Annotated in this window: 15 protein-coding genes and 1 pseudogene; 6 read left to right on the forward strand and 10 right to left on the reverse strand. The window is 33.0% G+C overall.

The genetic code is table 11. The features are described 5' to 3' along the window. Positions 1-94: 94 nt before the first annotated feature. Positions 95-1,411 carry a Na+/H+ antiporter family protein gene (locus KA833_RS07170; RefSeq protein ID WP_046207525.1) on the forward strand — a complete coding sequence of 439 codons (1,317 nt, stop codon included), beginning with the start codon at positions 95-97 and terminating at the stop codon, positions 1,409-1,411. A 29-nt stretch (positions 1,412-1,440) separates the two neighbouring features. After that, positions 1,441-1,821 carry a PaaI family thioesterase gene (locus KA833_RS07175; protein ID WP_046207526.1) on the forward strand — a complete coding sequence of 127 codons (381 nt, stop codon included), beginning with the start codon at positions 1,441-1,443 and terminating at the stop codon, positions 1,819-1,821. A 125-nt stretch (positions 1,822-1,946) separates the two neighbouring features. Here the strand turns inward: KA833_RS07175 and KA833_RS14010 are convergent, their stop codons facing one another. After that, on the reverse strand, positions 1,947-2,069 hold the full coding sequence (locus KA833_RS14010) for a hypothetical protein (protein WP_268989455.1): 123 nt from the start codon (positions 2,067-2,069) through the stop codon (positions 1,947-1,949). Positions 2,070-2,117: 48 nt separating this feature from the next. Between KA833_RS14010 and KA833_RS13900 the strand changes: the two are divergent. Further along, a pseudogene (locus tag KA833_RS13900) lies at positions 2,118-2,305 on the forward strand (transposase); the annotation flags it as partial. Positions 2,306-2,451: 146 nt separating this feature from the next. Here the strand turns inward: KA833_RS13900 and KA833_RS07180 are convergent. The 9 genes from KA833_RS07180 to kapB form a co-directional block, all read right to left on the reverse strand. Next, positions 2,452-3,597: an NAD(P)-binding domain-containing protein gene (locus KA833_RS07180; protein WP_210128679.1), complete on the reverse strand. Its 1,146-nt coding sequence runs from the start codon at positions 3,595-3,597 to the stop codon at positions 2,452-2,454. Between the two features lie 127 nt (positions 3,598-3,724). Next, positions 3,725-4,081, reverse strand: coding sequence for a Na+/H+ antiporter subunit G1 (locus KA833_RS07185; protein ID WP_064209455.1), 357 nt, complete (start codon positions 4,079-4,081; stop codon positions 3,725-3,727). After that, entirely contained in the window at positions 4,059-4,352 is a 294-nt protein-coding gene (locus KA833_RS07190) for a Na(+)/H(+) antiporter subunit F1 (RefSeq protein ID WP_046208018.1), read from the reverse strand. The genes KA833_RS07185 and KA833_RS07190 overlap by 23 nt, the downstream gene beginning before the upstream one ends. Further along, positions 4,352-4,831 carry a Na+/H+ antiporter Mnh1 subunit E gene (gene mnhE1 / locus KA833_RS07195; protein ID WP_070657792.1) on the reverse strand — a complete coding sequence of 160 codons (480 nt, stop codon included), beginning with the start codon at positions 4,829-4,831 and terminating at the stop codon, positions 4,352-4,354. The genes KA833_RS07190 and mnhE1 overlap by 1 nt, the downstream gene beginning before the upstream one ends. 1 nt (position 4,832) lies before the next feature. Beyond that, a complete protein-coding gene (locus tag KA833_RS07200; protein ID WP_107526039.1) occupies positions 4,833-6,329 on the reverse strand; it encodes a Na+/H+ antiporter subunit D in 1,497 nt (498 codons plus the stop codon). Next, a complete protein-coding gene (gene mnhC1 / locus KA833_RS07205) occupies positions 6,316-6,663 on the reverse strand; it encodes a Na+/H+ antiporter Mnh1 subunit C (RefSeq protein WP_040030166.1) in 348 nt (115 codons plus the stop codon). Before mnhC1 ends, KA833_RS07200 begins: the two co-directional genes overlap by 14 nt. Beyond that, positions 6,663-7,091 carry a Na(+)/H(+) antiporter subunit B gene (locus KA833_RS07210; protein ID WP_080760407.1) on the reverse strand — a complete coding sequence of 143 codons (429 nt, stop codon included), beginning with the start codon at positions 7,089-7,091 and terminating at the stop codon, positions 6,663-6,665. The genes mnhC1 and KA833_RS07210 overlap by 1 nt, the downstream gene beginning before the upstream one ends. Continuing rightward, positions 7,072-9,489 carry a Na+/H+ antiporter subunit A gene (locus KA833_RS07215; protein WP_210128678.1) on the reverse strand — a complete coding sequence of 806 codons (2,418 nt, stop codon included), beginning with the start codon at positions 9,487-9,489 and terminating at the stop codon, positions 7,072-7,074. The genes KA833_RS07210 and KA833_RS07215 overlap by 20 nt, the downstream gene beginning before the upstream one ends. Before the next feature lie 128 nt (positions 9,490-9,617). After that, complete coding sequence (gene kapB, locus KA833_RS07220) at positions 9,618-9,998, reverse strand: sporulation phosphorelay system protein KapB (protein ID WP_210128677.1); 381 nt, start codon at positions 9,996-9,998, stop codon at positions 9,618-9,620. Between the two features lie 67 nt (positions 9,999-10,065). Here kapB and KA833_RS07225 point away from each other — a divergent pair, with 67 nt between their 5' ends. The 3 genes from KA833_RS07225 (at position 10,066) to KA833_RS07235 (ending at position 12,813) form a co-directional block, all read left to right on the forward strand. Continuing rightward, on the forward strand, positions 10,066-10,662 hold the full coding sequence (locus KA833_RS07225; protein ID WP_046208024.1) for a peptidylprolyl isomerase: 597 nt from the start codon (positions 10,066-10,068) through the stop codon (positions 10,660-10,662). 428 nt (positions 10,663-11,090) lie between these two features. Further along, positions 11,091-11,492 carry a S1 domain-containing post-transcriptional regulator Ygs gene (gene ygs, locus KA833_RS07230; RefSeq protein WP_046208025.1) on the forward strand — a complete coding sequence of 134 codons (402 nt, stop codon included), beginning with the start codon at positions 11,091-11,093 and terminating at the stop codon, positions 11,490-11,492. Between the two features lie 187 nt (positions 11,493-11,679). Further along, entirely contained in the window at positions 11,680-12,813 is a 1,134-nt protein-coding gene (locus KA833_RS07235) for an NADH-dependent flavin oxidoreductase (protein ID WP_145381501.1), read from the forward strand. The last annotated feature ends 411 nt before the right edge of the window (positions 12,814-13,224 follow it).

Raw genomic sequence — 13,224 nt, forward strand, 5'->3', positions numbered from 1 at the left:
AATATCAAGATAGGATTGACAATTTGATAAGCAATTGTTATTATAAATCTCGTGATACTTTAGTTCGATAACGTAATAAAGGAGTTGTGCTTTTGTGATAAATGCAGTTGTTATAGCAGTGGTACTGATGATTGTACTCTGTTTATGTAGATTAAATGTTGTTATAAGCTTATTTATCAGTGCACTAGTTGGTGGCTTAATCGCAGGTATGAGCGTCACAGACATTGTATCTGTATTTGGTAAAAATATTGTTGATGGCGCAGAAGTGGCATTGAGCTATGCTTTACTAGGCGGGTTTGCTGCGTTGATTTCTTATAGTGGTATTACTGACTATTTAGTAAATAAAATTATCAATGCTATTCACGCGGAAAACAGTAAAATGTCACGTATTAAAGTTAAAGTGATTATTATCGGTGCACTCTTAATTATGAGTGTAATGAGCCAAAACTTAATACCTGTACATATTGCATTTATCCCAATTGTGATACCACCGTTAATAAGTTTGTTCAATGAACTTAATATAGATAGAAGACAAATTGCTATTATCATTGGCTTTGGTTTATGTTGGCCATACGTATTATTGCCATATGGTTTCGGTCAGATTTTCCATCAAATCATTCAAAGCGGATTTTCTAAAGCAGATCATCCAATTGAAATGGGCATGATATGGAAAGCGATGCTGATTCCTTCATTAGGCTATATTGTTGGCTTAATTGCAGGTATTTATTATTATAGAAAACCTAGAAAATATTCTGAACATAAAGATATTAAAGATATGAGTGAAATTGAAATTAGACCATATGTCCTCATAGTAACCATTATTTCTATTATTGCTACGTTTTTAGTACAAATGTTCACTGATTCTATGATATTTGGTGCTTTAGCTGGTGTGCTTGTATTCTTCATCTCACGTGCATACAAGTGGACTGAGTTAGACCAAAAATTTGTAGATGGTATTAAAATTATGTCATTTATAGGTGTCGTAATCTTATCAGCAAATGGATTTGCAGGTGTAATGAATGAAACAGGAGATATCGGTAATTTAGTAAGTGGGCTTAGCGATGTTATTGGTGAGAATAAATTATTTAGTATTATTGTCATGTACATTATTGGTTTGGTCGTAACATTAGGTATCGGTTCATCATTTGCTACAATACCTATTATTGCAACGTTATTTGTGCCATTAGGTGAATCTTTAGGATTAAGTACTATGGCATTGATTGCGTTGATAGGAACAGCAAGTGCATTAGGTGATTCAGGATCACCTGCAAGTGATTCAACATTAGGACCTACGGCAGGTTTAGATGTTGATGGTCAACATGATCACATTCGTGATACATGTATTCCAAACTTTGTTTTCTATAACATTCCTCTAATTATTTTTGGAACAATAGCGGCTATGATATTATAAATCTAAGAATAAAAAAAGAGGTGTCTTAAATGGCAAATATGCTTGATGCTTTAAAGATAAAGGTAGAGCGACAAGAACATGGACTTATGGTTATGTCCATGCCAGTAACAGATGAAGTGAAACAACCATTTGGCTTTTTACATGGTGGGGCGAGTTTAGCGCTCGGAGAAACAGCATGCTCTATGGGGGCTGCTGAAATCATTGACACAGAGCATTACATTCCCCTAGGTTTAGAAATGAATGCGAATCATATAGGTTCGACAACCGAAGGGACAATATTTGCGACTGCTACAATCATACATGAAGGTAGTACGACTCAAGTTTGGAACATAGATATCAGAGACCAAAATGATAGATTGATTTGTGTAATGAGAGGAACCGTTGCTATAAAACCACGTAAACGGCAATGAGCAATTAAAGTATTAGATTGGTGATTTTTATTTTAATGATTAGCATGTATTCAAGCTAATTAATATTAAATGTAAACTATATATGAGCTTGGTACAAAAACTTAGAAAAATAGCACGCAGATGATTTAATTAATGCATCTGTGTGCTTCTTTGTTATTCAATATTTCGTATGGTTGGCTCGCTTTCTTAGGGGCAGCTTCAGCTTGTCTTGTTTCCTCAAGCGGCTCGCCAAAATATAGCGTATTCATATGTCATTTCACATTAAAATACTTTAAAAACAAGGTCTTATATTAACCAAAATGATGTTAATAATTATTCTACATGCATACACCCAATCTGTATACACTGGTCGAAAAATAGAAAAAATGCTTAATAATCGTATCTGAATGATGTAGCTCTCACAAAATCAAACACCTTTTATAAAACAATGAATCGTTTTAAAGTAAATCTTAAAGTAGAAGTCTTATTAGTATCTTTATTTCTTGGTATTAATGGTATTTAATATGAGCAAAGTAGCAACTCAATGAGTTAATTATTATTTCAATTGAAATTGGCTTTTTCACTTGTCCAAGCACTTTATGTCCCAGTTCCTTTTAAATATGTTTATTTGTTGTTAAATATATCTTATGTTCAATACGTTTTTTTTGAAAATGCAGCAGTTGCAATTTTTGCTGCTGCTTCACGGCCACCCATGATGTTGCGAGCAAAGGGACCGAGTTCTAAATCTGCTAGACCACCTGTGACGAATAAATTCGGTAACCATTCTAAATGAGATGAAATAGAAGGCAATCCCGCATCTGACACAGGTGCATTAAAATTTTTAACGAGCTGCTTGATAATTGGTTGTTGCATAAGTGTATCTTCGAAACCTGTGGCTAATACTACGCTATCATAGAATATACAATATTGTTCTGTACAAATATGATGATGATGTATATCTTTTAATTCATTGATATGCATTATTAATTTACCTTGCTTCATGTGTTTTTTGAGCCTCAATGCTAATTCTTTAGGCATAGAACCTTTATGGCGCTCTTTTTGAATGATTTTCAGTTTGGTTTTTGAGTCAGTTAATGCACTAAAGTTTGACATTTTTTTGGGACCTAACCAACCTGGATCTGCGTCGAAGTCATGTACATCAATTATTTTATTTGTCCAAAGATGAATGACTGATTGCGGTTGATGTTGTAGTAATTTTAAAGTGACATGTGCTGCAGAAATCCCACTTCCAACGACATGAGAAGTTTGTTTATGTAAATTTAATTGTGAATCAAAAATATGATATACATCTGGTGTATGTTTAAAGTTATGTGGAATATAGGGTACGTGATTACAACCTGTTGCAATCACCAAGTAATCTGATGTAATCCAATTGTGTTGTGATAATTGTACATGCCATTGTTTTTGGTTGAAGCTGATTTTATTAGCAAAACCGACAATATGGTTCTTGTTCAAATTGAATTTATGTAATAGATGGTGAATATGGTCTATAAATAACGCTCGATTTGGTCTTTTATACGGTCCATAACTGGCATTAATATATTGATGACATTTAGCAAATTGATTTAAATGAAAGGGATTAGGATGTATATGGTGGACACACGGCGAACGTAAATAAGGCATTTGAATGCGTTGAGTATAATCCTCGAATTGCTCGCATAAACTTTGATGTGGATCAATAATTGTTAGTTCGTGGTCTTTGATACCTATGGATTTTAATTTTATTGCAATTGTAACTGCTTGGATACCGCCACCGATTATGGTCCAAGTAGACATATTTTCAGCTCCTTTTAAAACGTAATAATTACGATTTAATATATCATCACACACCGAATTTAGCAATCATTAATTTTATAAAATAAAAAACGCATCCCAGTTAATTGGAATGCGTAAGTTAATGACTTTACAATTTTGTATCTTTTAGGTCTTTTTGTATATCATCACGTTTTGTTCTTTTGGAAGCGGGTGTTCTCAAATTATATGCGGATTTAATAATAAGGTGACTTGCTAGTGGACCTGTTATCAGAATAAATAATATTCCAATAAGTAATTGCATATTTACGTAACCTTCACGCCCGATGAAATATAAGAAAACACCACTTATAAGTAACATTGCTCCCAATGTAGCAGCTTTACCAGCAGCATGTGCGCGCGCATATACGTCATCTAAACGCAAGAGGCCAATCGCAGCTAGTGCACTTATGAGTGAGCCAAGGATAACTAAGATAAGCGCTATGCTAATGATGATCGTTGTTATCATGTTCAATCACCTTACCTTTATCCATATATTTTGCAAACACTGCGGTTCCTAAAAATGCTAAAATACCAATTAACAAAATAGCAACCATCATATATTTAGTACCTAAGAAAATACTAAATAGTGCTACAATCGCCATTAGTTGGATACCCATTGCGTCGAGTGCCACAACCCTATCCGCAAGAGAAGGGCCGATAATGACACGAACAAGCATACCAAACATTGACAATGTTACGATAACTAATGCCACGATTAATATTACGTTGTAGTTCATTAATATTCGCCTACCTCTCTTACCACTTTTTCAAGTGATGATTTAATACTTTCTATTTCTTCTTCCTTAGTACTAAAATCAATACTGTGAATGTATATTTTTGTGCGATCATCACTAATGCCTAGAACAATTGTGCCTGGTGTCAGGGTAATCAAATTTGATAACAACACAATTTGCCAATCTTTTTTTAAATCGGTCGGATAAGTAAAAAAGGCGGGTTCGTTGTTGATTTTAGGCTTAGTTACGATTCTAATAACATCAATATTTGCTTTAATCAATTCTACTAAAAAGACGATAAATAATTTAATAATTTTATAAATAGTAATAATATAAAATCTACCGGGTAAGACACCGCGCATTAGGAATACTAATAAAAGACCAAAGATATAACCTAAAAGGAAATTATTAAACGTATAACTGCCGGTAACGAATAGCCAAAACACAGATAAAATTAAATTTACTAATATTTGAATTGCCATACTATTTACCCCCCAATACGCTGTCTATATATACACTAGGATTATAGAATGTTTCAGCAGCATCTTTTATGATTGGTTGTAAAAAGTCAGCGGATAGGCCAAATATTACTGATATGGCAACTGCAATAATAGCCACTGTTAAGATACCTTTGTACTGCAGTTTAGGATTGACTTCATAACCTTCTGATTCACCGAAGAATCCTTTTAAGAAAATACGAATAACAGAGTAAAGTACGACTAAACTAGATAGTAATATGATTATACCGCTTAAATAAAATCCTTTTTCGAAAGTAGCTTGAACGATATAGTATTTACCATAAAAACCACTTAACGGCGGAATACCAGCTAAACTTAAAGCAGCGATAAAGAAAGACCAACCTAATACAGGATAATGTTTGATTAAGCCACCATATTTGCGTAAATCGTGTGTTTTGGTAATTTTATACATCACACCAATTAAGAAAAATAGTGCAGCTTTTATCAACATATCGTGTAAAGTATAATAAATTGCGCCCATCATGCCAGCCTGATTCATCATTGCTACGCCTACTAAAATGACACCAACAGCAATCATAATATTATAAATGATAATTTTTTTAGTATCAAAGTAGCTTACTGCACCCACACAACCAAAAATAATTGTAAGTAAGGCTAAGAATAGGATGGTGTACAGCGAAAAATTAGAGGAATCGCCAAAGAAAAGGCTTGCTGTTCTAGCTATTGCGTAAACCCCAACTTTTGTTAACAATGCACCAAAGAAAGCGATAATTGCTATAGGTGGCGCATAATAAGCACCTGGTAGCCAGATATACATTGGAAACACACCAGCTTTTGTAGCAAAAACAAAGATGAACATAATAAATATAATACTGATAATTCCTTTGTCTTGTGTTGATAGTTGGCTTAATTTTTCACTGATATCTGCTAAATTCAATGTACCGACGACAGAATAAAGCATTGCAACGGCTATAACAAAGAAAGCAGAAGATGTCACATTCACAAGCACATATTTTATCGTTTCACTCAATTGAACTTGTGTGCCACCAATTACTAATAAAATATAAGATGCCATTAAAAATACTTCAAAGAATACGAAAAGGTTGAAAATATCACCAGTTATAAATGAGCCTATAACACCTGTGAGCATAAACATTATGGCAAAATAATAATAATAAGTTTCACGTTCGATACCTACTGATTGATATGAATATAAGATAATCAACATTGTTACAATCAAACTTGTAATCACAAGTAAGATACTAAAAATATCTGTAACAAAAACAATACTATACGGTGCATCCCATGAACCAAGCTCGAGTTTTATAGGTCCATCTCTGAGAACATTCTTTAGATTTATAAAAGCAAAAATTAATGTAACTGCAGTACCTGTTAATGCAACGTAGCGTTTAATTTTAGGGCGTTTACCAATAAAAATTAATGCAATAATTGTTAACATTGGTATGACAAGTAATGAAATAATAAGATTACTCTCTATCATTATCTAGCACCCCTTTCATGCTTTCTACGTTGTCTGTACCTAGTTCTTTATAGCTTCTAAAAGCCAATACTAAGAAAAAGGCTGTTACTGAAAATGAAATTACAATTGCTGTTAATATGAGTGCTTGTGGAATTGGATCCACATATGAAGTGAACCCTTTTTCATAAATAGGGACTTCACCTTTTTTAAGACCACCCATCGTTATTAAAAATAAATTAGCTGTATGTGTTTGTAATGTAGTCCCAATAATGATGCGTATCAAACTTTTAGAAAGAATGAGATAGACGCTCATTGCAGTGAGAATACCACAAACAAAAATCATCACTATTTCCATTACTCATTCTCTCCAATCGCTAATATTATAGTCATTATTGTGCCAACAACCGCACATAAAACACCTAAATCAAAAAATGTGGCAGTGTGCATTTCTATAGGTTTTAAAATACCTAATGGAATTTCAAAAGGTGTATGCGTAAAGAAGTTTTTATTGTATAGCCAACTCGCCATCGGTGTAGCTAAACAAAAGAACAACCCGATACCAATGAGTTTTTTGAAGTCCCATGGGTATATTTTACGCATCGTTTTAATATCGTAAGCCACAGCTACAATCACAAGTGAACTTGATAATAGTAAGCCACCGACGAAACCGCCACCAGGTGTATAATGTCCTGTTAGAAATAGGTGTAAACCAAACATAACGATTAAGAAGAAAATCACAATGGCAGAGTATTGGAATATTAAATTATTTTTCTGTCTTTTCAATGTGAGTTCCTCCTTCATCATTTGGTTTATTTTTATAACGAAGTTTAATCATTGTGTAAACACCTAATCCAGCAATACCTAATACTGAAGATTCGAATAAAGTATCCGTACCACGGAAGTCAACTAGGATAACGTTGACCATATTTGTACCATGAGCTAAATCATATACATGCGCTTTATAAAATTCTCCAATTGAGCCAAAGTGTCTATTTCCGTATGTGATTAAACCCAATACTGTTACAACAGTACCAGCACCGATGGCAATCAAAACATTCAGCCACTTATATGAAGTGGACTCGTTATGTCGATTTAGATTTGGTAAGTGATAGAAACATAATAAGAACAATGCAGTAGAAATAGATTCTACAACAAATTGCGTCAGCGCTAAGTCTGGCGCACCAAAGAAAATAAAGAAGATTGCTACTGCATAACCTACTGCACTTGCCATGATAATACTGAATAGTCGAGAGCGAGCAAAAATAATCATTGAAGCTGCCGTAATAATAATGACTACGATGATCAATTCGAATGGTCTGATTTCACTAACATCTTTAAAGTTAACACTGAATGGTGTTACTAATAACGTCACAAGTGTAATTACGATTAAAGACGCAAAAATGATTAATAAGTTATTACGTGTAAATCCAGTAACATAAGTGTTGGTAAATTGACTAGAATAGCCTGGGAATACCGTTCCAACTTTATCATACCAATAATTGATTGTTAGTTTTGTAGGTTGTGCTTTTAATAAACTAATCCAATAACCAAAGCTAAATATTAACAATATACCAGCTACATAAATGCCCAATGTGGAGAAAAAGGCTGGTGTAAATCCATGGAACATATGAAACTCAGCAGTTGCATTTGTATTATTACTGATTGCGTTGACAGCTGGTTCAATAATCGTACCTGTCAATATTGAAGGGAAGAACCCAAAAACAATGACGAGTAGTGCTAAAATACCTGGAGAGATTAGCATTAATTTTGAAACTTCATGAGCTGATTTTGGTAAATTATCTGGTTTATAACTACCTAAGAATATTTGACCAATAAATCTAACTGCATAAACAAAAGTGAATACGCTGCCCAAAATTGCTACGATAGGTATGAGTATGCCAATACTATTTAAACTGAAGATATTAGCATGTGTAACTTCAATCATACTTTCAAGAAATTTCTCTTTAGATAAGAAACCATTAAACGGTGGAATACCCGCCATACTCAATGATGTAATTAATGTAATCGTAAAAGAAATTGGCATGATTGTTACTAAGCCACCCAATTTATTGACATCACGTGTTCCTGTACTGTGATCAACAGCACCAGTTACCATAAACAATGCACCTTTAAATGTAGCGTGATTTATAAGGTGAAACACAGCCGCTGTAAACGCAGCAACATAAATTTGACTATCTGCACCTTCGAAATGATAACTTACTGCCCCGATACCTAACATTGACATAATCATGCCTAATTGTGAGACAGTTGAAAAAGCTAAAATGCCTTTTAAATCTTGTTGTTTTGTGGCATTCAAAGATGCCCAGAACAGCGTGATTAAGCCGACTGCAGTAATCGTCCAAATCCAACCTTGAGAAAGTGCGAATATTGGTGTCATACGAGCAACTAAGTAAAGGCCAGCTTTAACCATCGTTGCAGAATGCAAGTAAGCACTAACGGGTGTCGGTGCTTCCATAGCATCCGGTAACCAAACGTAAAATGGAAACTGAGCTGATTTAGTCATTGCTCCAATGATTACAAAAATCATAGACAATATAAAGTAAGGGCTTGTCTGAATTTCAGACGCATGATTGATGAGCGTTTGAATACTGGTAGAATTACCTGCAAGTGATAGTAAAATAAGGCCACCTAGCAGAGAAAGACCGCCCAAAACAGTTATGAGCATTGATTTTTGTGCACCATAAATAGATGCTTGTTTTGTTCTCCAAAATGAAATGAGTAGAAAACTTGAAAATGAAGTTAGCTCCCAAAACAGATATAAGATAATGATATTATCTGATAATACGACCCCTAACATGGCACCCATAAAAAGCAAAAGGTAACAATAAAAATGACCCAATTGCTCTTGTCGACTTAAATAACTAATGGAATATAATACAACCAAGCTTCCGATACCAGTTATTAATAAACTGAATAATAAGCCTAAGCCATCAACGTATAAATTGAAATTCATGCCAAAATGAGGCATCCAATTTGCTTTATGTACTACGTTTTCACCTGACATTGTTGTCGAAATGATTGATATAAAATATATAAATAAGACGACGGGGATAGGTAACACAAACCATCCTAAATGTATCCGCTTATGTATGCGATATACAATTGGAATAATGAGTGCAAATATTAACGGTAATAACACCGCTATATGTATCAAACTCATTATTTTATCCTCCTTTTAAAAATAGTATAAGGTCATTATACATGAATAAGACTATTCTGAAAAACCACGCTAACCCTTGTGGAGCTTTAATTTTAAGTTTGTTTTAAATAAGAAGAAACACGGTATTTTTATTCAAAATTTTGTTTGTATTGAATTGAATAATCTTTTTTTAATTGTGCTAAATTAGCAAGTGAGTATTGTGCAAATTCGGTATTTTCTTCTTTTAATTTGTTTTCTAAATTCGTAATGGCAAATTGTAAAGATTGTATATAATCCAGTTCTTCTACATTAAAAGGTCTAAGTTTGGATTTTGAAGTATAGCGCTTTTCAAATTGACTTAAAGCTTTGCGTTCGTGAAAAAAGACATTGTTCGTTTCGTTTGGGTGATGTAAGTCTCCTTGTTTTGGATGTTTAATGACCTGTTCAATTTGAACAAGTACTTGATTGTCACCTTCTTCTATAATAGATACACCATAACTTCCAGTTTTATGTGCAAAACGATATAACATAATTCAATACACTCCTCATTTTATGTTAGAATACATATATCATCTTAACATGAAATGGAGAATAAAAATGTCGAACTATCCTCAGTTAAATTCAGAAGTAAACGAAAATGAAATAAAAATGGTTATGCATACAAATAAGGGTGATATGACTTTCAAATTATTGCCTGATATTGCGCCTAAAACTGTAGAAAACTTTGTTACACATGCAAAAAATGGCTATTATGATGGCATTTCTTTTCATCGAGTAATCAATGACTTCATGGTACAAGGAGGCGACCCAACAGCAACTGGTATGGGCGGTGAAAGTATTTATGGAGGTCCGTTTGAAGATGAGTTTTCACTAGAAGCATTCAACTTATATGGTGCTTTATCGATGGCAAATTCTGGACCGAATACGAACGGTTCACAATTCTTTATTGTTCAAATGAAAGAAGTACCAGAATCTATGCTTAGCCAACTCGCAGATGGTGGTTGGCCAGAACCGATTGTGAAAGCTTATGGTGAAAAGGGTGGTACACCTTGGTTAGATCAAAAGCATACTGTTTTTGGTCAATTATTAGAAGGTGAATCTACATTAGAAGATATTGCGGCTACTAAGGTAGGACCACAGGATAAACCTTTACATGATATCACGATTGATTCAATAGATATTATTGAAAAATAAGGTAAAATAAAGTTTGAAAGATGGTAAACTCTAGTAAGCATTTAACCATTTTTAAATTATTTTTAAATACCTGTTATATTAAAAATAAAAAATGTTTAAGAGGTTGAGACAAATTCATTGTTTCAGCCTCTTATTTTATTTTGACAATTTTAGTTATCTCCATTGGAGCGTGATGGTGTAATATATTCAATTAAATACCATTATAAGTAAAAACCTAAGAATTTTTATTTTGAAAGCATTGATGCAAGTATCAGTTCTTGGGAATGGTTTAAAAGCCTTTGTATAATGAGATATAAGAGAAATTCAATCCGTGGTTGTGTAGCTTGATTTTTGATAAATCGTGAAATTTTTCTAGGTAATATTAGTACCATTGAATGATTTATGCTATTATGAACATGTTAAGTAAAACGAATTAAGGGGTTATCACGTTGAATAATCACTATAAAGTAGGTCAACATATCAAAGTTCGTGTGACTGGAATTCAACCGTATGGCGCTTTTGTAGAAACCCCTGACAATACTGAAGGATTAATCCATATTTCTGAAATTATGGATGATTACGTCCATAATTTAAAAAAGTTTTTATCAGAAGGACAAATTGTAAAAGCGAAAGTCATTTCAATTGATAAAGAAGGAAAGTTAAATCTTTCTTTAAAAGATAACGACTATTTTAAAAATTATGAACGTAAAAAAGAAAAGCAATCAGTATTAGATGAAATTAAAGAAACCGAAAAATATGGGTTTCAAACAATTAAAGAACGCTTACCGGTTTGGATTAAACAGTCCAAAAACGCGATAAAAGATGAACAGTCATCTTTTAAAAAACACTAACATCTTATTTTAAGATGTTAGTGTTTTTTTATTTATAAGCTAAAATTTATTGGAAGAGTAGCAATATAAAATTATATGCGTGAGCATATAATTTTATATTTAAAACTAAGGAAGTTAGAATTAAAAACACTTAAAGTGATTATGTAATGACATTTAAGTATTTTGTATTTTAGGAGGATTTAATTTAATGGATAAAAAATTTCAACCGTTATTTGAAAAATTAAAATTACCAAATCAAGTTGTTTTAGACAATCGATTTGTACTAGCACCTTTAACACATGTTTCATCTAATGACGATGGCACAATTTCTAATGAAGAGGTTGTGTATATGGAACAGCGTTCAAAAGATGTTGGTTTAGCAATTTCAGCTGCAAGCAATGTAACAGATTTAGGTAAAGCTTTTCCTGGACAACCTTCAGTAGCACATGACTCTAATATAGAAGGTCTAAAACGTTTGGCAAAAGCTATGAAAAAAAATGGTGCAAAAGCGGTTGTTCAAATACATCATGGTGGCGCGCAATCTTTACCTAATTTAACACCTAATGGTGATGTTGCGGCGCCAAGCCCGATATCATTAAAGAGTTTTGGTGAACAAGAAGCACATGATGCACGTGAAATTACAAAAGAGGAAATTGAAGCAACAATAAAAGCTTTCGGTGAAGCAACTAGAAGAGTCATTGAAGCTGGATTCGATGGTGTTGAAATTCACGGTGCAAACCATTACTTAATCCATCAATTTGTATCTCCATATTATAATCGTCGTAATGATGAGTGGGGACAAGACCGTTATAAATTTGCTACAAGCGTGGTAGATGAAGTGACAAATACTGTTAAGCAATACGGAAGTAAAGATTTTATCGTTGGCTATAGATTTTCTCCTGAAGAAGCTGAATCTCCAGGTATAAGCATGGAAATTACTAAAGAGTTGATTGAATTATTAGTAGAAAAACCTTTAGATTATTTACATGTATCGTTAATGGATATTCACTCACAAACGCGTGAAGGTCAATACAAAGGCAAAGAGCGTATTAAACTTATTTTAGAGTGGATGAATGGACGTATGCCACTCATAGGTATAGGATCTATTTTCACAGCTGAACAAGCTATTGAAGCAATTGAGTCAACTGGTGTAGAACTGGTCGCACTAGGACGTGAAATCTTGTTAGATCATAATTTTGTAAGTAAAATTAAAGATGGCAAAGAAGATGAAATTCTATCTCAATTTGATCCGCAAAGAGCAGATAAACATCACTTGCCACCAAAATTATGGGAACAATTTAATAAAGGTTTTTATCCATTACCTAGAACTGATAATAAATAAAAGTTTTGAATGCGTAAATACTAACTTTATTAATCCTATCTAACTGCCAAAGTGAGCACAAGTTATAAATATTTTACTAGCAAAAAAACGTCAATTTCTATTGAAAAAATTATAGAAATTGACGTTTTTTGTTTGTATAAAATTTTAAATTATAAACACTAGAATTAGCATAAATCTTGTAATCTTGATTTAAATCAAGAAGAATTTTTAAATTTATAAAAATTGGCTTGTGTAAACGGTCGAGAATGTGTCATTATATTAATGTAAAGGCTTACATTTTGACGGTTATATTCTAAATTTAACGTTTAAAAGTTGTAATGTAAGTTCTGAATCGATGATTTTATAGTATTTTCGGAAAATAGTTTTCGTAAGTGAATAAATACGTTATGCTATGAATGAGTAATGCCAATA

Source organism: Staphylococcus sp. GDY8P67P (genome assembly GCF_017892545.1).
Lineage (GTDB): Bacteria > Bacillota > Bacilli > Staphylococcales > Staphylococcaceae > Staphylococcus > Staphylococcus ureilyticus.

Bases quoted from the DNA above. Each gene is read 5' to 3' on its own strand.
- KA833_RS07175 (WP_046207526.1), top strand. From the start codon at position 1,441: ATGGCAAATATGCTTGATGCTTTAAAGATAAAGGTAGAGCGACAAGAA.
- KA833_RS14010 (WP_268989455.1), bottom strand. From the start codon at position 2,069: ATGAATACGCTATATTTTGGCGAGCCGCTTGAGGAAACAAGACAAGCT.
- KA833_RS07180 (WP_210128679.1), bottom strand. From the start codon at position 3,597: ATGTCTACTTGGACCATAATCGGTGGCGGTATCCAAGCAGTTACAATT.
- KA833_RS07185 (WP_064209455.1), bottom strand. From the start codon at position 4,081: ATGATAACAACGATCATCATTAGCATAGCGCTTATCTTAGTTATCCTT.
- KA833_RS07190 (WP_046208018.1), bottom strand. From the start codon at position 4,352: ATGAACTACAACGTAATATTAATCGTGGCATTAGTTATCGTAACATTG.
- mnhE1 (WP_070657792.1), bottom strand. From the start codon at position 4,831: ATGGCAATTCAAATATTAGTAAATTTAATTTTATCTGTGTTTTGGCTA.
- KA833_RS07200 (WP_107526039.1), bottom strand. From the start codon at position 6,329: ATGATAGAGAGTAATCTTATTATTTCATTACTTGTCATACCAATGTTA.
- mnhC1 (WP_040030166.1), bottom strand. From the start codon at position 6,663: ATGGAAATAGTGATGATTTTTGTTTGTGGTATTCTCACTGCAATGAGC.
- KA833_RS07215 (WP_210128678.1), bottom strand. From the start codon at position 9,489: ATGAGTTTGATACATATAGCGGTGTTATTACCGTTAATATTTGCACTC.
- kapB (WP_210128677.1), bottom strand. From the start codon at position 9,998: ATGTTATATCGTTTTGCACATAAAACTGGAAGTTATGGTGTATCTATT.
- KA833_RS07225 (WP_046208024.1), top strand. From the start codon at position 10,066: ATGTCGAACTATCCTCAGTTAAATTCAGAAGTAAACGAAAATGAAATA.
- KA833_RS07235 (WP_145381501.1), top strand. From the start codon at position 11,680: ATGGATAAAAAATTTCAACCGTTATTTGAAAAATTAAAATTACCAAAT.